This window comes from Nocardioides pantholopis (assembly GCF_003710085.1).
GTDB lineage: Bacteria > Actinomycetota > Actinomycetes > Propionibacteriales > Nocardioidaceae > Nocardioides > Nocardioides pantholopis.
In genome coordinates, this window is record NZ_CP033324.1 from 926119 (window position 1) to 948648 (window position 22530).

Here is a 22530-nt window from a genome sequence, read left to right on the forward strand (position 1 = left end):
GGGCGAGGCGGCGGCGCAGTCGGCGGAGTCGGTGGAGTCGGACCCAGGCGCCCGTCTCAGTCGAAGACGTCCACGTGCACGTGGTCGCGGTGCTCGAGGATCCTGCGGTCACCGGAGCGGGACGGCGGGTCGTAGTCCTCCCAGCCGTCCTCGGAGTCCTTGGCCTGCCAGATCCGGTCGTCGAAGATCACCGTCTGGATGTCCAGCCGGGCCGCCTGCGCGACCAGGTACGACGAGATCGCCCAGCCGCGGGTCTTGTTGGCGGGCGAGATCGGCCGCACGAAGATGTCGACAGCCCGGCCCTCGTAGTGCGCCGATCCCTCCATGTGGCCGGTGCCGACGCCGCCGGGCTCGAAGCCGCCGAGGGACACGTCGCCGAAGACGGCCTCGACCTCCTCGCGGACGGTCTGGGCGCGCTCGACCAGCCCGCTCGGGGTGAGGCCGTCCGCGGCCTCCTCGGCGTCGTCGTCGATCTCGCACCAGAACGAGCCCGGCGAGTTGCCGGTCAGCGCCGAGGCCAGCACCCGGGCGTCCTCCTCGTGGTCGGCGTACGCGTCGGGGAACGCCGAGCGCTGGACCGCCTGCGCGGCCTCGGTGATCTCCATCGACCGGTAGCCGTCGACCTTCTCCAGCGCGTCGTAGAACGCGTTCGTGGCGTAGAGCGGGTCGGTCAGCTCGCCGACGGTGCCCCAGCCCTGGGACGGCCGCTGCTGGAAGAGCCCCACCGAGTCCCGGTCGCCGTACTCGATGTTCTCGAGCTTCGACTCCTGGTAGGCCGTGGCCAGCGCGATCGACGCGGCCCGCGCCGGCAGGCCCCGCCGCACCGAGACCGCGGTGATCAGCGCGGCGTTCTCCGCCTGCTCCAGGTCGAGCCGCACCGTGTGGTCCTCGACGGTCGCGGTGCACTCCTCGGAGCGCAGGAACGGGGTCACCTCACGCAGCGTGTGCACGCCGAGGGTGAGCGCCGCGGCGCCCACCACCGCGACGCCGAGGACGGCGAACGCGGTACGGGTCTTCACAGGTCGAGTATCCCGTGGGGGTGGGGACGTCAGTTCGCGTGCAGCGCGGCGTTCAGCTCGACGCCCTCGCTGCGCCACGGCACCGCCTCGATCGCGCCGGTGACCGAGTTGCGGCGGAAGAGCACGTTGCTCACCCCGGAGAGGTCCAGCGCCTTGACGATCTTCGGCTTGCCCTCGGTGACGAAGGCGTCGGAGACGGTGACCTTCGTGCCGGCCGTGACGTAGGTGCCGGCCTCCACCACGCAGTCGTCGCCCAGGGAGATGCCGAGCCCGGCGTTGGCGCCCAGCAGGCAGCGCTCGCCGATGCTGATCACCTGCTTGCCGCCGCCGGAGAGGGTGCCCATGATCGAGGCGCCGCCGCCGACGTCGGAGCCGTCGCCGACCAGGACCCCGGCCGAGATCCGGCCCTCGACCATCGAGGCGCCGAGCGTGCCGGCGTTGAAGTTCACGAAGCCCTCGTGCATGACAGTGGTGCCCTCGGCCAGGTGGGCACCCAGCCGGACCCGGTCGGCGTCGGCGATCCGGACGCCCGAGGGGACGACGTAGTCGACCATCCGCGGGAACTTGTCCACGCCGTAGACGCTCACGTGCTGGCCGGCCGCACGCAGCCGCGCCCGGGTCAGCTCGAAGCCCTCCACGGCGCACGGGCCCGCCGAGGTCCACACGACATTGGTGAGCAGGCCGAAGACGCCCTCGACGGAGATCGAGTGCGGCACCACCAGCCGGGTCGAGAGCAGGTGCAGGCGCAGCCAGACCTCCTCGGTGCTGGTCGGGGCGGCCTGCAGGTCGGCGATCTCGACCAGCCGCACCTCCCGGCGTACGCCGCGCGCCTCGTCGCTGCCCTCGAGCGCTGCCAGCTCCGCCGGCGTCTCGGCGTCCGCCGGCCGCGCGCCGAGCGCGGGGGAGGGGAACCAGGTGTCGAGGACGGTGCCGTCGGCGGTCAGGGTCGCGAGGCCGTAGCCCCAGGCAGAGGTCGCAGTCACGAGGTCGAAGTCTACGGACGCCGCCCGGCCGGCCGGCGTCTCGACGCCACTGTCGGGTGTCGGCAGGAACACATCGGCGCGAGTGTCCAGCATCTGGATGATCGGAACTAACGTGCGAAGAGTGAGCAGCCATTCCTACCCGCACCTGATGTCGCCGGGAACCATCGGTTCCCTCCAGCTGGACAACCGGATCGTCCTGCCCGCCATGGACATGAACGTCTCCGAGCACGGCGAGATCGAGCAGACGGAGATCGACCACTACGTCGCCCGGGCCGCGGGCGGCGCCGGCCTGATCATCACCGGTGCCTGCGCGATCGCGTTCCCCCACGGAGCGGCCTCCATGAAGGAGCCGGGCCTCTCGGACGACAAGTACATCCCCGGCCTGCGCGCGCTCGCCGACGCGGTGCACGCGGCCGGCAGCAAGCTGTGCATCCAGTCGACGCACCACGGCAAGGTCGCCCGCGTCGACGTCGCCAACGACCGGCCGGTGCTCGCCCCGAACCAGCCGAACTACAGCTACGACATGTCCGCCCTGGCCGACAGCACCCCGTCCGAGCTCGGCCGGATGGGTGCCGCCACCGCCGGCAAGCCGACCGTCTACCAGGAGATGACGGCCGAGGACATCGCCTGGCTGGTCTCCACCTGGGCCGACGCGGCCGAGCGGATCGCCGAGGCGGGCTGCGACGCGATCGAGATCCACGTCGCGCACGGCTACATCCTCGGCGTCTTCCTCAACCAGCGCGACAACCAGCGCACCGACGAGTACGGCGGCCCGCTGGTCAACCGGGCCCGGCTGGCGTGCGAGGTCATCCGCGCCGTCAAGGAGCGGGTGGGCGACCGGCTGGCGGTCCTGGTCCGGGTCTCCGGCGAGGAGTACGGGCAGGAGGGCGGCCTCTCGCTGGAGGAGTCGGTCGAGGCCTCGGCGCTCTTCGAGCTGGCGGGCGCGGACGCGATCCACGTGACCGGATGGGGACGCAACCCGTTCGACAACTTCACCGACGGCCCGCTGCCCAACAAGGTCGGGGCCTACGTGGAGAACGCGGCCGAGATCAAGAAGCACGTCTCGGTCCCGGTCATCGCCGTGGGCCGGATGCTGCCCGACGTCGCCGAGAAGGCGCTGGCCGCGGGCCAGATCGACTTCGCGGCGATGGGGCGCCAGCTCCTGGCCGACCCCGAGCTGCCGAACAAGCTCCGCGACGGCCGGGCCGACCAGGTCCGTCCCTGCATCAACTGCTACCTCTGCGTCGCGGAGAACTTCTTCGACGACACCCCGTTCTGCGCCGTCAACCCCGCGCTCGGCAACGAGACGCTGCTCCCGCTGCGGCCCGCCTCCGCGACCAAGCACGTCGTGGTCGTCGGCGCCGGCCCCGGCGGCCTGGAGAGCGCCCGGGTGCTCACCGAGCGCGGCCACCGGGTCACGGTGGTCGACAAGTCCGACCGCCTCGGCGGCACGATGTGGTTCTCGACGATGACCACCCCGGACAACGAGCGCCTGCTGCGGTGGTTCAAGTCCGAGATCAAGCGCCTCGGGATCGCGGTGAAGCTGAACACCCCGGCCGACGTCGAGACGATCCGCGCGCTGCGACCCGACCACGTCGTCGTGGCCACCGGCGCCGTCCGCCCCAAGCCCGACTTCCCCGGCGGCGACCTGCCGATCGTGCAGACCGGCGACACCCTGCGCGCGCTGATGCTGGGCACCGCGAGCGCCGACGAGGCCGGCCCGGTGCTGCGGACCCTCGGCAAGCTGGGCCGTCTCTCCGGCCTGACCAAGAGCCCCGGGTTCGTCCGGCGCGTCACCAAGACCTTCCTGCCGATGGGCAAGGACGTGGTGGTCATCGGCGGCTCCCTGGTCGGGCTGGAGCTCTCCGAGTTCCTGGCCGAGCGGGGCCGCCGGGTGACGCTGCTGCACGAGCAGCAGCAGCTCGGCCTGCCGCTGGCGATGCCGCGCCGCTGGACCGCGGTGAAGGACTCGATCGCGCACGGCGTGCAGATCCACCGCAACGTCTCGATCGAGCGGATCACCGAGTCGGGCGTCGAGTGGACCGAGGGCGACCAGAGCTTCTCCGCAGCCGCCGACATGGTGATCTACGCCGACGGCACGACGTCGGCCGCACCCCTCGCCGAGGAGCTGCGGGAGGCCGGGTTCAGCGTCGACGTCGTCGGCGACGCCGGCGAGGTGAACTACATCCACGGCGCCATCCACTCGTCGTGGCAGGTGACCACCAGCCTGTGAGGGCGCGCCGCTGACCAGCCGCCCGTCGGCTGGTCAGCGGCGAGCGTGCTCTAGCGTCGGGCCATGCCCACCCGCGTCTCGCTGGCCCTCGGCTCCGGGGGTGCCCGGGGCTACGCCCACATCGGCGCCGTCCGGGCGCTGCAGGAGCGGGACTGCGAGCTGGTCGCCGTCGCCGGCACGTCGATGGGGGCGCTGGTCGGCGGCCTGGCCGCAGCCGGCCGGCTCGAGGAGTTCGCCCAGTGGGCCACCTCGCTGAGGCAGCTCGACGTCCTGCGGCTGCTCAACCCGCGGATCACCGGGCCGGGGATGATGACCGCCGACCGGCTCCTGGACGCGATCCGGGAGATCTTCAGCGACGTGGCCATCGAGGACCTGCCGGTCCCGTTCACCGCGGTCGCGACCGACCTGGCCGCCCGCCGCGAAGTCTGGTTCCAGCACGGACCGCTGCGCGCAGCCGTCCGGGCCTCGATAGCGATCCCCGGGCTGTTCACCCCGGTGATGATCAACGGCCGGGTGCTGGTCGACGGGGGTCTGACCAACCCGGTGCCGATCGACCCGCTGGCCGGGATCGCCTCGGACCTGACCGTCGCCGTCTCGCTGACCGGCCCCCGGCAGCGGGTCCGGGAGCCGGTGGTCCCCACGCACGAGTCCGCCGCCCCGCAGCGGTTCGAGGAGTGGCGCAGCCGGCTGCGGCGCACCCTGGCCAACCTGACCGGACGCGAGGAGAAGGACCAGGCCCTCCCCGCGCAGCCGGCCCGCACCGGCTGGGGCACCGACGAGCTGCCCGACGAGCTGACCATGCGCGACGTCACGGCCCAGTCGTTCGAGGCGATGCAGGCCCTGGTGGCCCGCTACCGGATGGCGGCGGTGCCGGCCGACGTCCTGGTCACGGTGCCGGTCGACGCGTGCCGGACCCTCGACTTCCACCGGGCCGGCGAGCTGATCGACCTCGGGCACCGGCTCGCGAGCGAGGCGCTGGACGCCGCCGGCGTCTGAGCCGGGCAGGCAGTGCCCAGGCAGGCAGTGCCCACCGGCTCACTGGCCGGTGCGGCCGTCGATGCACTCGCGCAGCAGGTCGGCGTGACCGACGTGGCGGGCGTACTCCTCGACGAGGTGGACCAGGATGTCGCGCACCGCGACCGGCTGCCCGTCGCAGTCCACCGTCGCGTCCAGGTCGTCCCACCCGGCCAGCCACGCGTCGGCCGACTCGACCTCCGCGCGCCAGCGCGCCCAGGCCTCCTCGACGACGGCCGGGTCGGCGACCGCGCCGGTGAAGTCGAGGTCCGGGTCCTCGGCGGTGCGGTACAGCTTGGGCAGCTCCGGATGTCCCTGGAGGATGCGGCGGAACCAGCTGTGCTCGACCCGGGCGAGGTGGCGGACCAGTCCGAGCAGCGACAGCGTCGACGGCGGCACCGAGCGACGCGCCAGCTGCTCGGCGTCCAGATCCCCGCACTTGAGCTCGAGCGTGAGCCGGTAGCGGCGCAGGTAGTCCCAGAGCGTGTCCTTCTCGCCGACCGGCTGGGTCCCGGTCTCGCGCGGGTCCTCGGCCGGATCGATCCACAGGCCGGGGGCCACGCGCGCGCTGCTCATCGGGGGATCCTGTCATGCCCGGGTGGCCGGGCCGAACCGATTGGCGGGCGCTGGACGGCGCGCCGTACCATCACGAGTACAGGCGTTCGAGCCGTCATCAGCGGCGAGCCTCCGGAAGAACCGTCCTGATCTGCTCGAGGTGAGCGGGTCCGGGCTCAGTAGAACCGGACGGGTGGGCCCGTCACAGCCGCAATTGAGAGGTCCGGTCCCTCGGGGTCGGGCAAGCGGGGTGGTACCGCGGGCTCCGGCTCGTCCTCGTGGTCACGAACAACTCGACCACCGAAGGAACCCCATGACGTACCCCCAGGTCTCGACCGCCGGCGACGCCGTCCCGTCCAGCCCACGCTTCCCCGAGATCGAGAAGCAGGTCCTGGCCTACTGGGAGTCCGACGGCACCTTCGCGGCCAGCGTCGAGGCGCGCGACCCGGGACCGGACGGGTCGAACGAGTTCGTCTTCTACGACGGGCCGCCGTTCGCCAACGGCCTGCCGCACTACGGCCACCTGCTCACCGGCTACGTCAAGGACATCGTCCCGCGCTACCAGACCATGCGCGGCAAGCGCGTCGAGCGCCGGTTCGGCTGGGACACCCACGGGCTGCCCGCCGAGCTGGAGGCGATGCGCCAGGCCGGCATCAAGACGACCGACGAGATCAACGACCTCGGCATCGAGAAGTTCAACGAGCTGTGCCGGGCGTCGGTGCTGCGCTACACCGACGAGTGGCGCGAGTACGTGACCCGCCAGGCCCGCTGGGTCGACTTCGACAACGACTACAAGACGCTCAACCCCTCGTACATGGAGAGCGTCATCTGGGCCTTCAAGCGGCTCCACGACAAGGGCCTGGTCTACGAGGGCTTCCGGGTGCTGCCCTACTGCTGGAACGACGAGACCCCGCTGTCCAACCACGAGCTGCGGATGGACGACGACGTCTACCAGCAGCGCCAGGACCCCGCGGTCACCGTCGGCTTCACCCTCGAGGCGACCGGGGAGGACCCGGTGCTGGACGGCGCACACGTCCTGGTGTGGACCACGACGCCCTGGACCCTGCCCTCCAACCTCGCGGTCATGGTCGGCTCGGACATCGACTACGTCGTGGTGCAGGCGCCGGTGCCCGGCACCGAGGGGACGGCGCGCTACCTGCTCGCCGAGGCGCGGCTGCCGGCGTACGCCCGCGAGCTGGCCGGCGAGGACGGCGAGTTCACGGTCCTGGGCCGCTATCGGGGCGCCGACCTGGTCGGTCGCCGCTACACCCCGCCGTTCTCCTACTACCTGGGCCACGAGAACGCCTTCCGCGTGGTCGCCGCCGACGATGCGGTCACCACCACCGACGGCACCGGCGTGGTGCACACCGCTGGCGCCTTCGGTGAGGTCGACAAGGAGGTCACCGACCGCGAGGGCATCGAGGCAGTGATGCCGGTCGGCAAGGACGGCCGGTTCACCCACCCCGTCGACGAGTACGCCGGGATGCTGGTCTTCGACGCGAACCTGCACGTCATCGACCACCTCAAGGCCGCCACCCGGGGCGCGGGCGGGGCCGGCGCGGTCACGCCCGGCACCGTCCTGCTGCGCCGCGAGACCTACGAGCACTCCTACCCGCACTGCTGGCGCTGCCGCGAGCCCCTGATCTACAAGGGCGTCTCCTCCTGGTTCGTCGAGGTCACCGCGTTCAAGGACCGGATGGTCGAGCTGAACCAGCAGATCCGGTGGGTGCCCGAGCACATCAAGGACGGCCAGTTCGGGCGGTGGCTGGAGAACGCCCGCGACTGGTCGATCACCCGCAACCGCTTCTGGGGCAGCCCGGTCCCGGTCTGGAAGAGCGACGACCCGGCGTACCCCCGCCTGGACGTCTACGGCTCCTTCGAGGAGATCGAGCGGGACTTCGGCCGGCTGCCGCGCGGCACCGACGGCGAGCCCAACCTGCACCGGCCCTACGTCGACGACCTGGTGCGCCCGAACCCCGACGACCCGACCGGCAAGAGCATGATGCGCCGGGTCACCGACGTGCTCGACGTGTGGTTCGACTCCGGGGCGATGTCGTTCGCCCAGGCGCACTACCCGTTCGAGAACGCCGAGTGGTTCGACGGCACCGCCGAGAAGCAGGCGCACTTCCCGGGCGACTTCATCGTCGAGTACATCGGTCAGACCCGCGGGTGGTTCTACACGCTGCACGTGCTGGCCACCGCCCTGTTCGACAAGCCGGCGTTCCGCTCCTGCATCAGCCACGGGATCGTGCTGGGCAGCGACGGCAACAAGATGAGCAAGTCGCTGCGCAACTACCCCGACGTCTCGGAGGTCTTCGACCGCGACGGCGCCGACGCGATGCGCTGGTTCCTGATGGCCAGCCCGATCCTGCGCGGCGGCAACCTGGTGGTCACCGAGCAGGGCATCCGCGACTCGGTGCGCCAGGTGATGATCCCGCTGTGGAACAGCTGGTACTTCTTCCAGCTCTACGCGAACACCGCCCGCGACGGCGCCGGGTACGACGCCCGGTGGTCGACGGCGTCCACCGACCCGCTGGACCGCTACCTGCTGGCCAAGACCCGCCAGTTCGTCGAGACGATGACCACCCAGCTCGACGAGTACGCGATCGCCGACGCCTGCGAGACCACGCGCGGCTTCATCGACGTGCTGACGAACTGGTACATCCGGCGCTCGCGGGACCGCTTCTGGGAGGGCTCCACCGACGCCTTCGACACCCTGTACACGGTGCTCGAGGTGGTGTGTCGGACCGTCGCCCCGCTGCTCCCGCTGGCCGGCGAGGAGATCTGGCGCGGGCTCACCGGGGGCCGCTCGGTGCACCTGGCCGACTGGCCGCGCGCCGAGGAGCTGCCCGAGGACTCCGCGCTGGTGGCCGCGATGGACCAGGTCCGCGACATCTGCTCGGCCACGTCCGCGCTGCGCAAGGCCGCCCATCGTCGCAACCGGCTCCCGCTGGCGACGCTCACCGTGGTCGTCGAGGACGCGGCCGCGCTGGCCGGCTTCGAGGCGATCGTCGCCGACGAGGTGAACGTCAAGCAGGTCCGCCTGCTCGACGCGGACGCGCCGGAGGCGGCGTCGTACGGCGTGGAGCAGAAGCTCACAGTCAACGCCCGCGCCGCCGGTCCGCGCCTCGGCAAGGGCGTGCAGCTGGCGATCAAGGGCTCGAAGTCCGGCGACTGGTCGGTGGCCGAGGACGGCACCGTCACCGCCGGCGGCCTGGCCCTGGAGGAGGGGGAGTACACCCTGGAGACCGTGGCCGGCGCCGGCGGCGACGACACCGCGGTCGGCGTGCTGCCCCGCGGCGGCTTCGTCGTGCTGGACACCGCCGTGACCTCCGAGCTCGCGGCCGAGGGTCTGGCCCGCGACCTGGTCCGTGCGGTGCAGCAGGCCCGCCGCGACGCCGGGCTCGAGGTCTCGGACCGGATCTCGCTGACCGTCGGCGGCTCCGCCGCAGTCCAGGAAGCCGCCCGCACCCACGAGGCCCTGATCGCCGGGGAGACGCTCGCGACGTCGTACGCCGTCACCGACGGGGCCGGCGGCGGGGTCGACGTCACCGTCGGGGAGAACGAGCAGGCCACGGTCTCGGTCGCCCGCGCCTGAGCGGGCTCGGGACCGCCCGGGCTCGGCACTGCCCGGGCTCGGCGGGACTTCTCGGGCACTTCCCGCGCTCCTACGGCACTGCACTGACCGACAACCCTGAGGATCCCCGGTGAACCGGGGATCCTCGGGGTCCTCAGGGATCCCCGGGGAGCCCACCCCCGACCTCGCCGGGGCAGCCGAGCGCCGGGTGGTTGACTGCTCCCATGACGAGCACCACCGCGGCGCCGACCCTGGACCTGACCCTGGATGCCGTGGCGCTGACCGCGGCGCTGGTCGACATCGAGTCGGTCAGCCTGCGCGAGCAGCCGATCGCGGACGCGGTCGAGGCGGCGCTGCGCGCCCTGCCCCACCTCGACGTCGTACGCCGTGGCAACACCGTCGTCGCGCGCACCGACCTCGGCCGGGGCGAGCGGGTAGTGATCGCCGGCCACCTCGACACGGTGCCGGTCAACGACAACCTGCCCAGCCGGCTCGAGGGCGACCTGCTGCACGGCCTCGGCAGCTGTGACATGAAGGGCGGCGACGCGGTCATCCTCCGGCTGGCCGCCACCGTGACCGAGCCGGTCCGCGACGTCACCTACGTCCTCTACGACGCCGAGGAGATCCAGGCCGAGCACAACGGCCTGCGGCTGCTCGCCCAGAGCGACCCCGACCTGCTGGCCGCCGACTTCGCGATCCTGATGGAGCCCTCCAACGGCGGGGTCGAGGCGGGCTGCCAGGGCACCCTGCGGGTCGAGGTCCGCACCACCGGCGAGCGGGCGCACTCCGCCCGCTCCTGGCGCGGGGACAACGCGATCCACAAGGCCGGCGAGATCCTGCGCCGGCTCGAGGCCTACACGCCGCGCCGGCCGGTCATCGACGGGCTGGAGTACCACGAGGGTCTCAACGCGGTATTCGTCAGCGGCGGCGTCGCCGGCAACGTCATCCCCGACGAGTGCGTCGTGACCGTCAACCACCGCTTCGCCCCCGACCGCTCCGAGGACGAGGCCCTGGCCTTCGTCCGGGAGTTCTTCGCCGGCTACGACATCCGGCTCACCGACACCTCGCCGGGCGCCCTGCCGGGGCTCGACCGTCCCGCGGCGCAGGCCTTCGTGGCGGCGGTCGGCGGCGAGGTGAACCCGAAGTTCGGGTGGACCGACGTGGCCCGCTTCAGCGCCCTCGGCATCCCCGCTGTGAACTTCGGGCCCGGCGACCCGATGCTCGCCCACAAGCAGGAGGAGCACGTGCCGATCGCCCAGATCCTGCGCTGCGAGGACCAGCTGCGCACCTGGCTCACCACCCCCGGCGTCGGGGGAGGTGCGGCGTGACCAAGTTCAAGGGCCCGATCATCCAGCGCCGCGGACAGATCGACGGCACCACCACCGACCAGCGGCTGCTCGACCGGCGCGGCCCCAGCGACTGGGTGCACGCCGACCCGTGGCGGGTGCTGCGCATCCAGGCCGAGTTCGTCGAGGGCTTCGGCGCGCTCGCCGAGCTCGGGCACGCGGTGGCCGTCTTCGGCTCCGCCCGGACGGCGGCCGACGACCCGGCGTACGCCATGGCCGAGCAGCTGGGGCGCGGGCTCGCCGAGGCCGACTTCGCCGTCGTCACCGGCGGCGGCCCCGGCGCGATGGAGGCCGCCAACAAGGGCGCCTCCCAGGCCGGCGGCACCAGCATCGGCCTCGGCATCGAGCTGCCCTTCGAGGCCGGCCTGAACGACTGGGTCGACATCGGCATCAACTTCCGCTACTTCTTCGTCCGCAAGACGATGTTCGTCAAGTACACCCAGGGCTTCGCGGTGCTGCCCGGCGGCCTCGGCACCCTCGACGAGCTGTTCGAGGCGATGACGCTGGTGCAGACGAAGAAGGTCACCAGCTTCCCGATCGTGCTGCTCGGCGTGGACTACTGGACCGGGCTCCTGGACTGGCTGCGCGCCACCGCGCTCGCGACCGGCACGATCGGGCCCGACGACCTGGACATGCTCACGCTCACCGACGACGTCGCCGAGGCGGTCGAGCTGATGGTCGCCGCGCGGGCGGAGCACCCGAAGTGAGGCCGCGATGATGTGGTTCTTCGCGGTCGTGATCGTGCTCGCCCTGGGCGCGGTGGCCGTCGTCGCCGCCGGCCGGGGGGAGCCGATGACGCCTCCGGCGCCGGAGCGTACGCCGTCCGGCCTGCCGCGCACGGGGCCGCTCTCCGCGCAGGACCTGCGCACCGTCCGGTTCCCCCTCGCCTTCCGCGGCTACCGGATGGCCGATGTCGACGACCTGCTGGACCGGCTCGCCGACGAGCGGGAGCCAGATCAGGATCAGCCGGCACCGAGGCCCGCTGCCGGGGCCGACGGCGACACCGGCCGGACCGACGGCACCGAGCCACCCCGCGGATAGGGCACACTCCTGACGTGTCCATCCCCGTCGTCGTCTACGTCCTGACCGGTCTCGCCGCCGTCGTCGTGGTGCTCACCCGGGTCCGTCTCTCCCGCAGCGACCGCGCCGGGGGAGTCGAGGTGGGCCGTGGCCTGCTGAACCTGCACACCGGTGCCGGCGTCCTCGCGCTCGTGCTCTGGGTCGCCTTCCTCGTCGCGGGCGAGGACACCCCCCTCGGCGGGTCGGTGGCCGGCATCGTCGCGATCGGGCTGTGGTGGATCGTCGTGGCGGCCGGCCTGATGATCCTGGTCCGCTGGCTGCCGAGCCGCGGCCGGCACGCGACGGCCGGGGGCGGCGACGCCTGGTCGAGGGGCCCCGGCCTCTCGCTGCTCGCCCACCTCGGGATGCTGGCCGGCGTCGCGGTCTTCACCTGGGCCTACCTCACCTCGGCGGTCTGAGGTGCCTCGCCTGTCGACCCCCGGGCAGCCCGTCCTCCTCGCCGTCCCTCTCGCAGTCCTCCTCAGCGCGGTGCTCGGCCTCGGCACCCTCGCCGGTCCGGCCGCCGGCGCCTCTGCCGCCGCGCCCGCCGCACCGGTGGCCGCGCCCGCTGCGGCGTCGCGGCCCGCGGTGGTCGAGCAGCGTCTGGTCGGCCGCTCGGTGCGCGGCCGGGCGATCCGCGCCTGGCGGCTCGGGGAGCCCGCACGCGACGGCGTGCCGACCGTGGTGCTGATCGCGACCATGCACGGCAACGAGTCGGCCACCCGCCAGATCCTGCACGCGCTGCGCGACGGCCCGCCCGTCCGGGGCGTCGACCTGTGGGTGCTCCCGGAGTACAACCCGGACGGCCTGGCGCGCGGCACCCGCAAGAACGCCCGCGGTGTCGACCTGAACCGGAACTTCCCGTACCGCTGGGCGAACCTCGACGGCAACTACGAGTCCGGGCCGCGCGCCGCCTCGGAGCCCGAGACCCGCGCCGTGATGCGGTTCCTGCGCCGGGTGCGCCCCGACCACGTGCTCAGCTTCCACCAGCCCCTGCACGGCGTCGACACCGACACCAAGCGCCCGCGCTTCGCTCGGCGCGTCGCGCGCCGCCTGCACCTGCCCCGCAAGCGCTTCGACTGCGGCGGCGTGTGCCACGGCACGATGACCGGCTGGTACAACGACCGCTTCCGCGGCGCCGCCCTGACCGTCGAGTACGGCGCCCGCCCGGGACGGCACCGGATGCGCTCGGTCGCGCCAGGCCAGGTGCTCTCGATCTTCGGCGCCCGTCGTGCCCGGGCCGCGAGGCGCTGAGCGCTCAGCGACCCTCGAAGACCGGCCGCTCCTTCGCGAGGAACGCCGCGACGGCCGCTCGGTGGTCGGCGGTGGCGCCGGTCGCGTTCATCAGCGTGCCCTCGAAGGCCAGCGACTCGGCGAAGGAGTGCCCCGAGGAGTACTCCACGGCCCGGCGCATCGACCCCAGGGCGACGGTCGGGCCGGCGGCCAGCCGGGCGGCCAGTGCGCCGGCCTCGGCGGCGACCCGGCCGGTCGGCACGACCCGGGTGGCGAGCCCGAGCTCGAGCGCCTCCTCGGCCGGCACGGTGCGCGGGAAGTAGAGCAGCTCCATCGCGCGGGCCTTGCCGATCAGCTGGGGCAGCAGGTAGCTGGCCCCGGTGTCGCAGGAGAGCGCGACGTTCGCGAAGGCCAGGTTGAACCCCGCGGTGTCGGCCACGATCCGCAGGTCACAGGCGAACGCGATGCTCGCCCCCGCGCCGGCGGCCACGCCGTTGACAGCGGCGATGACCGGCTTGGGCATGGTCGCGAGCGCGGTCACGATCGGGTTGTAGTGCTTCTCGACGGTGGTGAACAGTGCGTCGCTGCCCCCGTCGTTCAGCAGCCCGACGTGCTCCTTGAGGTCCTGTCCGGTGCAGAACGCGCGGCCGGTCCCGGTCAGCACGACGCAGCGGACGGCCGGGTCCGCGGCCACCGCCTGCAGGGTGTCGCGCAGCAGCTCCTTGGCGGCGATGTCGAGGCTGTTCATGGCCTCGGGCCGGTTCAGGGTCACGGTCGCGATGCCGTCGGTCAGGTCGAGGAGGACGGGAGCGTCGGTCATGGTGCGCAGTCTGCCGCACCCGCCGGCGGGCGGACCCGGGGCGGCTGCGGGGGACGACGCGGAGCCCCTCCGGACGGCACTCGGAGCCGGTCTGCGGCCATGTGGCCCCGGTCACTGGCCCCATAGGGGATAATGGGTCCTCGCACTGACGTCGGGATCGCTCTGGTCCCGACGTCTTCGGACACACAGAGGGAAGAGGTGCCGGATGGCGGCGATGAAGCCGCGGACGGGCGACGGTCCGCTGGAGGTCACCAAGGAGGGGCGCGGCATCGTGATGCGGGTTCCTCTCGAGGGTGGTGGTCGCCTCGTAGTCGAGCTCAATGCCGAAGAGGCCGGCGCTCTCGGCGACGCACTCAAGGATGTTGTGGGCTGAGCTCGGTGACGAGGTCCGTGACTCGGGACGAACCCCGGCTCCCCGCGCAGCTCGCGCCCCCGCGGCTCGTGCTCTCCGAGCGCGCGCCGCACCTGGTCCACGACGTCGATGTCGTGGCGCTTCCGGTGCTGCCCGCCGACGGTCCGAGCGGCTCGGTGCTGCTCGGGCCCGGCGGGGAGCAGGTGGCCCAGCTGGTCGGGGCCGACCTGCTCGGCGTCCTGGAGGCGGAGGGCGCGTCGGGGGCCGTCGGTGAGGTGACGGCGTACGCCGTGCCGGCCGGCGTCCCGGGGAACACCTCGCTCCGCTCGGTCGTCATGGTGGGGGTCGGTGCGCAGCGGCGCACCGACCTCCGCCGTGCCGGCGCCACGCTGGCCCGCCACACCCGGGGCCGCTCGGCCGTGGCCACCTCGATCGCGTCCGCGACCGACGACGCCGGCCTGGAGGCCTTCGCCGTCGGCGTGGTGCTCGGCTCCTTCTCCTTCGCCTGGCGCTCCACCGCGCCGGAGCGCCCGGCGGCGCCCCGCGTGGTGCTGGCCGGCGTCCCCGACTCCCGCGAGGCCACATTGCGCCGCGCGGTGGCGATCGCCGGTGCGGGCTGGCGGGCCCGGACCCTCGCCACGGTCCCCTCGAACCTGAAGAACCCCGACTGGCTGGCCCGCCAGGCCCAGGAGGTCGCCGCCGCCACCGGGTTGGCGTGCACGGTCTGGGACGAGACCCGGCTGGCCGCCGAGGGCTTCGGCGGCGTGCTCGCCGTCGGCCGCGCCTCGGCCACCCCGCCGCGGCTGATCCGCCTGGACTACACCCCGAAGCAGGCCGACCGCCGCACCCCGACGGTCGTCCTCGTCGGGAAGGGCATCACCTTCGACTCCGGCGGGCTCTCGATCAAGCCCGGCGAGGCGATGAGCACGATGAAGCGCGACATGTCCGGCGGCGCCGTCGTGATCGCCACGCTCGCGGCGCTGGCCGAGGTGGGCTGCCCGGTCCGCGTGGTCGGGCTGGTCCCCGCCGCCGAGAACGCCGTCTCCGGCGACGCCATGCGCCCCGGTGACGTGATCCGCCACCGCGGCGGACGCACCACCGAGGTCACCAACACCGACGCCGAGGGCCGCCTGGTGCTCGCCGACGCCCTCGCGTACGCCGTGGCCGAGCTCGAGCCGACGGTCGTCGTGGACGTCGCGACGCTGACCGGGGCGATGAAGGTCGCGCTCGGCCAGCAGGTGGGCGGCTACTTCGCCAACCACGAGCTGCTCGCCGAGCGGCTCTTCGCCGCCGCCGAGGAGGCCGGGGAGCCGCTGTGGCGCCTCCCGCTCGCCGCGGCGTACGAGGAGAAGCTGGCCTCGAAGATCGCCGACGCCGACAACGGCGCGGGCGGTCCGGGCGCGATCACCGCCGCCCTCTTCCTGCAGCACTTCGTCGGCGACGTGCCGTGGGCGCACCTCGACGTCGCGTCGGTCGGCGACGCCCCCGAGGAGCGCTATGAGTGGTCCACCGGCCCGACCGGCTTCGGAGCCCGCGCGCTGCTGCAGTGGCTCGGGCAGGACCGGCCCCTGGACGGGATCGGGTGAAGGGCCTGACCGTGCGCTGGTCGCTCGCCGACGCGCCCGCGGGCGTCGAGGAGCGGCTCGCGGCGTACGTCGAGGGCACCTCGCACGCCCGGTTCACCGGCCTGGCCGGGCTCCGCTTCAAGACCTGGCGGCAGGTCCCGGGGGAGTGGTTCGAGGGCTGCTACGTCTTCGCCACCGACGAGGCCCGGGCCGAGTTCCAGGCGACGTTCGCCGCCGGGGCCGCGGACGCGCCCGGCTCGCGGATCATCGGCAGCCCGCCGATCCTCATCGAGGCCTGCGACGTCGTCGCGATCGCGGAGGGCTGGGAGGGCTTCGCCGCCTCAGCCCGGGGCTGACCCGGCCCGCGGCTTCTCGGCGCCGTCGCTCAGCACGACCCGCAGCGCCTCGGTGGCTCCGCGCAGGTAGCGCTCGACCACCGCGAGCTCGTCCTCGCTGAAGCGCGCGTCGAGGTCCCGCAGCGCGGCGATCATCGGGGTCAGCCGGGAGCGCAGCTCGGTGCGCCCGCTCTCGGTCAGGTGCAGCTCGATGCGGCGCCGGTCGCCGGCGTGCGGACGGCGCTCGGCGTGGCCGCGGGTGACCAGCCGGTCGACGATGCCGGTCGAGGCGGGCGTGCTGACCTCCAGCAGCCGCGCCAGCTCCGCCGGACCGCGGGTCTGGGTCGAGAGGAGGTCCAGGGCCCGCAGCTCGCTCTCGGTCAGCCCGGCGGTGCGCGCGAGGTGGTGGCGCACCTGGGATCCGGTCGAGATCAGGTCGCGCAGGGCGGGTACCGGTGCGGGCGACGGTGGTGGCTTGGCCATATTGTTAACCTCCTTAGCATCTAAGTTACCGAACTACTCGGATCGTGCAGGAGTACACCATGCCCCACACCGCTCCCGACGGCGCTCACGCCCAGGACCGCGGTTCCTCCGCCGTGGGCCGGCTGGTGCGGCTGATCACGGGCCGGCGCACGGCCGCGGTCGTCGCGCTCCTGCCGATCCTGGTGGGCGTGCTCCTCCTCGGCCTGGTCGGTGAGGGCGAGCGGGCGCGCAGCGACCTGGACCAGGTCCCGGTCGGCAAGGACAGCACCGCGGCCGCCGAGCTCCAGGGCAAGCTTCCCGACGAGGGCGCCACGACTGCCGTCGTCGTCTTCGCCGCCGAGCGCGGCACGCTGGATCCTGCCGCGGTCCAGGACCTCCAGGGGCTGGCCGACGAGCTCGAGGCGGTGCCGCTCGGCCCCGGCGGCAGCCTCCAGGTCGCCGAGGACGGCACCGCCGCGATCGCGGTCGTCCCCGTCAACGCCGCCACCTCCGACGAGAACTCCGAGGTCGTCGAGGAGCTGCGGGAGCGGCTCGCCGACGAGGTGCCCGACGGCGTCGAGGAGCAGGTGACCGGTCCGGCGGCGGTCCGCGCCGACCTCGCCGAGGTCTTCGCGGGGGCCGACGTGCGGCTCCTGCTGACCACTGTCGCGATCGTCGCGGTGCTGCTCGTCATCACCTACCGCAGCCCGATCCTGTGGCTGGTGCCGATCGTGGTCGTCGGTCTCGCCGACCGGGTCGCGGCGATCCTCGCGACCCAGGTCCTCGCCGCTGTCGACGTGCCGTGGGACGAGTCGACGGTCGGCATCCTCTCGGTCCTGGTCTTCGGTGCCGGCACCGACTATGCACTGCTGCTGATCTCGCGCTACCGCGACGAGCTGCGCCACCGCGACTCGCGGCACGAGGCGATGGCGATCGCCCTGCGGCGTACGTCGCGGGCGGTGCTGGCCAGCGCCACCACCGTCGTCCTCGGCGTGCTGACCCTGCTGCTCTCGCTGACCCCGACGACCCGCGGGCTCGGGCTCGCCTCGGCGGTCGGCATCGTGGTGGCGGCGTTCGCGGCCCTGGTCGTGCTCCCGGCCGCACTGGTCCTGTTCGGGCGCTGGATCTTCTGGCCGAAGGTGCCGCACGTCGGCGACCCGGCCCTGGTCGAGAGCACCACCTCGGTGTGGGCCCGGGTCGGCCGTCAGGTCTCCCGGCGTCCGGCGGTCTTCGTGGTCGCCACCCTCGCCGGCCTGGCGGTGCTCTCGACCGGGCTGTTCGGCCTGCGCTCGGGCCTCGACACCGATGACCAGTTCCTCGAGGAGCCGGAGGCCATCACCGCGCTGAACCGGGTGGTGGAGTCGTTCCCGGCCGGCATGGTCGACCCCACCATCGTCGTCACCCGCGACGACCCCCAGGAGGTCGCCCGGATCGTGGGCGACGCGCCCGGCGTCGCGATGGCCCAGGTGAGCGAGGAGGGCAACGGGGTCGCGCAGATCGACGCGATCCTGGAGGCCGACCCGGGCAGCGAGGAGGCCCGGGACACCATCGAGAACCTCCGTGAGGAGCTCGACGGGCTCGACGACACCCACGTCGGCGGGACCGAGGCGGACGCCCTGGACGAGAACACCGCCGCGCAGCGCGACCGGATGGTGATCCTGCCCCTGATCCTGGTGCTCGTGCTCGGCGCGCTGCTCCTGCTGCTGCGGGCCGTCGTGGCCGCCGTGCTGCTGGTGCTCACCGTGCTGGCGACGTACGCCGCGGCGCTCGGCGCCTCCTGGTGGCTGTTCACCGGGCCCCTCGGCTTCGAGGCGCTCGACAACGGCACGCCGCTGCTGTCGTTCCTGTTCCTGGTCGCCCTCGGCGTCGACTACAACATCTTCCTGGTCAGCCGCGCCCGGGAGGAGGCCCGCGAGCACGGCTCCCGGGTCGGGATGCTGCGCGCGCTGACCGCCACCGGTGGCGTGATCACCAGTGCCGGCATCCTGCTCGCCGCGGTCTTCGCGGTGCTCGGCGTGCTGCCGCTGGTGGTGCTGGCCCAGATCGGCACGGTCATCTGCATCGGCGTGCTGCTGGACACGCTCGTCGTCCGCACCGTGCTGGTGCCGGCGCTGGCGCTGCTGCTCGGCGACCGGTTCTGGTGGCCGAGCCGGGTCGGGCCGGTGGCGCACGGCCAGGAGCGGCCAGAGCCGGTGGGCGCGAGCGCGGGCTGAGGCCCGCGCTGGCCGTCAGTCGGAGCCGTCAGTCGGAGCCGGGGGACCATTCCTTCTTGGCGGCCAGCAGCCCGTCGCCGACGGGCAGCAGCACCGAGACGAGCTCGTCGTGCTCGGCGATCGTGCGCCCGAGGGTGCGGATCGCGACCGTGTCCTCGTCGCGCTGGGAGGGGTCGGCGACCCGGTCGTGCCACAGGGCGTTGTCGAACGCCACGACGCCGCCGGGGCGCAGCAGCCGCAGCGCCTCGGCGAGGTAGGCGGAGTACTCGGCCTTGTCGCCGTCGCAGAAGACCAGGTCGTAGTGACCGTCGGTCAGGCGCGGCAGCACGTCGAGCGCGGCGCCCGCGATGGTGCGGGCGCGCTGGGTGGGGATGCCGGCGTCGGTGAAGGACTGCCGGGCCAGACGCTGGTGCTCGGTCTCGATGTCGACGGTGGTCAGCACGCCGTCGGAGCGCATCCCGCGCAGCAGCCACAGCCCGGAGACGCCGGTGCCGGTGCCGATCTCGACCACCGACCGGGCGTCGAGCACCGAGGCGAGGAACCGCAGGGCGGCGCCGCCTCCAGGCCCGATCGGGGTCACCCCGACCTCCTCGGCCCGGGACCGGGCGGCCGCGAGGACCTCGTCCTCGGGGATGAAGGACTCGGCGAAGCTCCAGCTCGTGGCGTTGATCGGCGTCGTCACGTCCTCAACCTACCGTGGCCGCGGCCCTGGCGGCGCCGGGCCGTGGGGGAGACGCGGGGAGGGGCGGGAACGGAACGGCCGATCCGTGCGTTCTGTGCAGGGAGCCCGCGAGAGGCCGCCGGCTCAGAGTTCTTTCAGCAACCACGCCTACGGTGAGAGGACGACCAGGTGCGCCGCTCGAAGGGGACCCTCATGAATGCAGGTGCGAACGGCGCCGGACCTGAGCGCGCGGTCTCGGCCGACGTGCCGAGCTGGGACGAGATCGTCGAGCAGCACTCCGACCGCGTCTACCGCCTGGCCTACCGCCTCACCGGCACCCGTCACGACGCCGAGGACCTCACCCAGGAGGTCTTCGTCCGGGTCTTCCGGTCCCTCTCGACCTACTCGCCGGGCACCTTCGAGGGCTGGCTGCACCGGATCACGACCAACCTCTTCCTCGACCAGGCACGCCGCAAGCAGCGGATCCGCTTCGACGCGCTCTCCGACGAGCGCGCGGCCCGGCTCACCAGCGCCTCCCCGGCGCCGGACGCGGCGTACGCCGACCAGCGCTTCGACGACGACGTCGAGCAGGCACTGGCCACCCTGCCCCCGGACTTCCGTGCGGCGGTGGTCCTGTGCGACGTCGAGGGACTGACCTACGAGGAGATCTCCGAGATCCTCGGTGCCAAGCTCGGCACCGTCCGCTCCCGGATCCACCGGGGCCGGACCATGCTGCGCACCGCCCTGGCCCACCGCGCGCCCAGCGCCGGCCGGCTGCGCTACTCCGGCCCGGCCGGGGCCGAGGGCGCCGTGCTCGCCGGCGGGGGCGCTCAGTGATCGGACACCTCGGCGGCGCTCGGGTCAGTGCGCTCCTCGACGGGCAGCTCGGGGCCGAGGAGACCGAGCGGGCCTGGGCGCACGTCCACCAGTGCCACGCGTGCCGCGACCAGGTGGAGCGCGAGGGCTGGGTCAAGACCCGGCTCGCCGGGCTCTCGTTCGGCGCGGACGCCGCGCCTGCCGGGCTCAAGGGATCACTCCTCGGGGCGGCGTCCGGCCTGCCCCCCGGGGACCTCGGCGCGCGGGCCGACGTCGGGCCCCGGTCCCGGGCGCGCACCGGGCTGGTCGCGATCGGCGGCGGCGCCATCGGCGCGGCCGTCGTCGGCGTGCTCGCCCTCGGTACGGCGCCCGCGGACGCGCCCGGTCTGGACCGGCGTGCCCCCGTCCCGCCGTCGTCGGTCACCCGCGTGACGCCGACCCCGACGCCCACCACGCCGTCGCCCACGCCGACCTCGCGGCACTCGGCGCTCACCCCGAGCCAGCGCTGAGCACCGACCGGAGCGGTCGGGACCGAGGCGAACGTGTAGAGCTGGGAGCGACTGGGATGATGGACACGTGAACGAGGAGCAGGACGCGCCCCACCCGGACGCCGAGTCGACCCAGCCGCTCGCGCCGACTCGGCCGGCCACCCCACCGGCCGGACCGCGCCCCGGTGACGCCTGGCTGCCGCCCGCCGGTCGGCCCGGACCGCAGCAGGGCCTGCCTCCGGGGCCGCCGCCCGGCGCCTGGGCCGGCTATCCGCCGCCCGGCACCCGGCCGCTCGCGCCGTACCCCCAGCCGACTCCCGGCCGGGCCCGGGTCGGCGGCTGGGTCTGGGCCAGCGTCCTGGCCCTCGCGCTCGTCGTCGGTGCGCTCGGCGGCGTCGCGGGCTCCCTGACCTGGGACCGGTTCGACGACGAGGGCGGTGAGCTGGTCAGCGAGGGGCTCAGCGGCGTCGACACCGTCGAGCTGCCGCCGCTGGACGTCGACGAGGGCAGCGTGGCGGCGGTCGCGCAGGAGCTGTTGCCCAGCACCGTCCAGATCCTGGCCGAGTTCGAGGGCCAGGACGGTGGCGCGACCGGGTCGGGCTTCGTGCTCGACAAGCAGGGACACGTCGTCACCAACAACCACGTCGTGGCCGAGGCCGCGGAGTCCGAGGGCGCGATCGAGGTCGTCGACCACGAGGGCAACCGGCACGAGGCCACGGTCGTGGGCCGCAGCCCGGTCTACGACCTCGCCGTGCTGCTCGCTCCCGACCTCGAGGACGCCCGCCCGGCGGCGCTCGGCGCCTCCGCCACCCTCCGCGTCGGCGACGGTGCGATCGCGATCGGATCGCCCCTGGGGCTCAGCTCGACGGTGACCTCGGGCATCGTCAGCGCGCTGCAGCGCCCGGTCAGCACCGGCGACTCCGCCAACGAGTCCTCCTACATCAACGCGGTCCAGACCGACGCCGCCATCAACCCCGGCAACTCCGGGGGGCCGCTGGTCAACCTGCGCGGCCAGGTCGTCGGCGTGAACTCCGCGATCGCCACCACCGGCGGCGGCGCGCTCGGCGGCGAGTCCGGCAACATCGGGGTGGGCTTCGCGATCCCGATCGAGCAGGTCCGGATCACCACCGACCAGATCCTGCGCACCGGCGAGGCGCGCTACCCGGTGATCGGCGCCCAGGTGCAGACCGGTGAGCGCGGAGGCGGCGGCGCCCGCATCGAGGAGGTCGCGTCCGGCACTCCCGCCGACGACAGCGGCCTGCGCAGCGGCGACGTGATCACCGCCGTCGAGGGCGGCCGGGTCACCGACGGCATCGCGCTGATCGTCTCGATCCGTTCCCACCAGCCGGGCGAGACCATCGAGTTCACGGTCCGGCGCGGCAGCAAGGAGCGCACGGTCGAGGTGACGCTGGACTCCGAGGTCGGCTGACCGGTCTCAGGGCTTCGGCAGCGCGTCGTCCCCGGAGTCTGCCCCGGAATCTGCATCGAGGAACGGGTGCTGGTCGACGAAGGTCCGGGTCTCGGTGTACATCCGCTGGATGAACTCCTCCAGCTGGGCCGCCTCGACCCGCCACTGGCCGCGCCCGCCGATCTTGATGGCCGGGAGCTCACCGCGCCGCACCAGCGCGTAGACCTGGGCGCTGGAGGTGTTCAGCACCTCCGCGACGTCGGCGAGGGTGAGGAAGCGGGGAGTGCCGGACATGGGGCCATCGTGACACCCGCGCCGCGCGCCCCGGCGCCGCCACTCGGCGACTGTGGACGATCGGGTGCGTGGCGGCCGCGCTGGTGGGCATGATGTC

General features: G+C 73.4%; 22 protein-coding genes. 15 read left to right on the forward strand and 7 right to left on the reverse strand.

Annotated features, from left to right (window positions below):
- Positions 1 to 56: 56 nt before the first annotated feature.
- The gene (locus tag EBO35_RS04355; protein WP_122816634.1) at positions 57 to 1019 is read right to left on the reverse strand and encodes a hypothetical protein; all 963 of its coding nucleotides are present in this window, start codon (positions 1017 to 1019) and stop codon (positions 57 to 59) included.
- 29 nt (positions 1020 to 1048) lie between these two features.
- Positions 1049 to 2002 carry a 2,3,4,5-tetrahydropyridine-2,6-dicarboxylate N-succinyltransferase gene (dapD, locus tag EBO35_RS04360; protein ID WP_241153859.1) on the reverse strand — a complete coding sequence of 318 codons (954 nt, stop codon included), beginning with the start codon at positions 2000 to 2002 and terminating at the stop codon, positions 1049 to 1051.
- A 121-nt stretch (positions 2003 to 2123) separates the two neighbouring features.
- On the opposite strand from dapD, the gene EBO35_RS04365 reads away from it, so the two are divergent.
- Together EBO35_RS04365 and EBO35_RS04370 are read left to right on the forward strand one after the other, a co-directional pair.
- Complete coding sequence (locus tag EBO35_RS04365; protein ID WP_206422664.1) at positions 2124 to 4235, forward strand: oxidoreductase; 2112 nt, start codon at positions 2124 to 2126, stop codon at positions 4233 to 4235.
- A 63-nt stretch (positions 4236 to 4298) separates the two neighbouring features.
- Positions 4299 to 5231, forward strand: a complete 933-nt coding sequence (locus tag EBO35_RS04370; RefSeq protein ID WP_122816637.1) for a patatin-like phospholipase family protein — start codon at positions 4299 to 4301, stop codon at positions 5229 to 5231.
- A 39-nt stretch (positions 5232 to 5270) separates the two neighbouring features.
- On the opposite strand, the gene EBO35_RS04375 is transcribed toward EBO35_RS04370, so the two are convergent.
- On the reverse strand, positions 5271 to 5825 hold the full coding sequence (locus EBO35_RS04375; protein WP_122816638.1) for a DinB family protein: 555 nt from the start codon (positions 5823 to 5825) through the stop codon (positions 5271 to 5273).
- Positions 5826 to 6117: 292 nt separating this feature from the next.
- On the opposite strand from EBO35_RS04375, the gene ileS reads away from it, so the two are divergent.
- The 6 genes from ileS to EBO35_RS04405 all read left to right on the forward strand — a co-directional run bounded on the left by ileS (position 6118) and on the right by EBO35_RS04405 (position 13040).
- Complete coding sequence (ileS, locus tag EBO35_RS04380) at positions 6118 to 9402, forward strand: isoleucine--tRNA ligase (protein ID WP_122816639.1); 3285 nt, start codon at positions 6118 to 6120, stop codon at positions 9400 to 9402.
- A 203-nt stretch (positions 9403 to 9605) separates the two neighbouring features.
- Positions 9606 to 10709: a succinyl-diaminopimelate desuccinylase gene (gene dapE, locus EBO35_RS04385; RefSeq protein WP_122816640.1), complete on the forward strand. Its 1104-nt coding sequence runs from the start codon at positions 9606 to 9608 to the stop codon at positions 10707 to 10709.
- Positions 10706 to 11434, forward strand: coding sequence for an LOG family protein (locus tag EBO35_RS04390; protein WP_241153860.1), 729 nt, complete (start codon positions 10706 to 10708; stop codon positions 11432 to 11434). The genes dapE and EBO35_RS04390 overlap by 4 nt, the downstream gene beginning before the upstream one ends.
- A 7-nt stretch (positions 11435 to 11441) precedes the next feature.
- Entirely contained in the window at positions 11442 to 11768 is a 327-nt protein-coding gene (locus EBO35_RS04395) for a DivIVA domain-containing protein (RefSeq protein ID WP_241153861.1), read from the forward strand.
- A 14-nt stretch (positions 11769 to 11782) separates the two neighbouring features.
- Complete coding sequence (locus tag EBO35_RS04400; protein WP_122816642.1) at positions 11783 to 12205, forward strand: hypothetical protein; 423 nt, start codon at positions 11783 to 11785, stop codon at positions 12203 to 12205.
- A gap of 1 nt (position 12206) precedes the next feature.
- Positions 12207 to 13040: a M14 family zinc carboxypeptidase gene (locus EBO35_RS04405; RefSeq protein WP_122816643.1), complete on the forward strand. Its 834-nt coding sequence runs from the start codon at positions 12207 to 12209 to the stop codon at positions 13038 to 13040.
- Between the two features lie 4 nt (positions 13041 to 13044).
- On the opposite strand, the gene EBO35_RS04410 is transcribed toward EBO35_RS04405, so the two are convergent.
- The gene (locus EBO35_RS04410) at positions 13045 to 13839 is read right to left on the reverse strand and encodes an enoyl-CoA hydratase/isomerase family protein (protein ID WP_122816644.1); all 795 of its coding nucleotides are present in this window, start codon (positions 13837 to 13839) and stop codon (positions 13045 to 13047) included.
- 205 nt (positions 13840 to 14044) lie between these two features.
- Between EBO35_RS04410 and EBO35_RS04415 the strand changes: the two genes are divergently transcribed.
- Genes EBO35_RS04415 through EBO35_RS04425 form a run of 3 tightly spaced genes read left to right on the forward strand, consistent with a single transcriptional unit; the run spans position 14045 to position 16112 of the window.
- A complete protein-coding gene (locus EBO35_RS04415; protein WP_082574674.1) occupies positions 14045 to 14212 on the forward strand; it encodes a DUF3117 domain-containing protein in 168 nt (55 codons plus the stop codon).
- Positions 14213 to 14229: 17 nt separating this feature from the next.
- Entirely contained in the window at positions 14230 to 15777 is a 1548-nt protein-coding gene (locus EBO35_RS04420; RefSeq protein WP_122816645.1) for a leucyl aminopeptidase family protein, read from the forward strand.
- Complete coding sequence (locus EBO35_RS04425; protein ID WP_122816646.1) at positions 15774 to 16112, forward strand: hypothetical protein; 339 nt, start codon at positions 15774 to 15776, stop codon at positions 16110 to 16112. Before EBO35_RS04420 ends, EBO35_RS04425 begins: the two co-directional genes overlap by 4 nt.
- Here EBO35_RS04425 and EBO35_RS04430 read toward each other — a convergent pair.
- Entirely contained in the window at positions 16098 to 16574 is a 477-nt protein-coding gene (locus tag EBO35_RS04430; RefSeq protein WP_122816647.1) for a MarR family transcriptional regulator, read from the reverse strand. The two genes, EBO35_RS04425 and EBO35_RS04430, sit on opposite strands and share 15 nt — an antisense overlap.
- 59 nt (positions 16575 to 16633) lie before the next feature.
- Here EBO35_RS04430 and EBO35_RS04435 point away from each other — a divergent pair, with 59 nt between their 5' ends.
- Entirely contained in the window at positions 16634 to 18766 is a 2133-nt protein-coding gene (locus tag EBO35_RS04435; RefSeq protein ID WP_122819307.1) for an MMPL family transporter, read from the forward strand.
- Positions 18767 to 18794: 28 nt separating this feature from the next.
- On the opposite strand, the gene EBO35_RS04440 is transcribed toward EBO35_RS04435, so the two are convergent.
- Positions 18795 to 19448 (reverse strand): O-methyltransferase, encoded by a 654-nt coding sequence (locus EBO35_RS04440; RefSeq protein WP_122816648.1) that lies wholly within the window; start codon positions 19446 to 19448, stop codon positions 18795 to 18797.
- A 192-nt stretch (positions 19449 to 19640) separates the two neighbouring features.
- On the opposite strand from EBO35_RS04440, the gene sigE reads away from it, so the two are divergent.
- The 3 genes from sigE (at position 19641) to EBO35_RS04455 (ending at position 22160) form a co-directional block, all read left to right on the forward strand.
- Entirely contained in the window at positions 19641 to 20264 is a 624-nt protein-coding gene (gene sigE / locus EBO35_RS04445) for an RNA polymerase sigma factor SigE (protein ID WP_122819309.1), read from the forward strand.
- A complete protein-coding gene (locus EBO35_RS04450; RefSeq protein ID WP_122816649.1) occupies positions 20261 to 20752 on the forward strand; it encodes an anti-sigma factor in 492 nt (163 codons plus the stop codon). The genes sigE and EBO35_RS04450 overlap by 4 nt, the downstream gene beginning before the upstream one ends.
- A 67-nt stretch (positions 20753 to 20819) precedes the next feature.
- Complete coding sequence (locus EBO35_RS04455) at positions 20820 to 22160, forward strand: S1C family serine protease (protein ID WP_122816650.1); 1341 nt, start codon at positions 20820 to 20822, stop codon at positions 22158 to 22160.
- A 6-nt stretch (positions 22161 to 22166) separates the two neighbouring features.
- Here the strand turns inward: EBO35_RS04455 and EBO35_RS04460 are convergent, their stop codons facing one another.
- A complete protein-coding gene (locus EBO35_RS04460; RefSeq protein WP_122816651.1) occupies positions 22167 to 22433 on the reverse strand; it encodes a helix-turn-helix domain-containing protein in 267 nt (88 codons plus the stop codon).
- Positions 22434 to 22530: the final 97 nt, after the last annotated feature.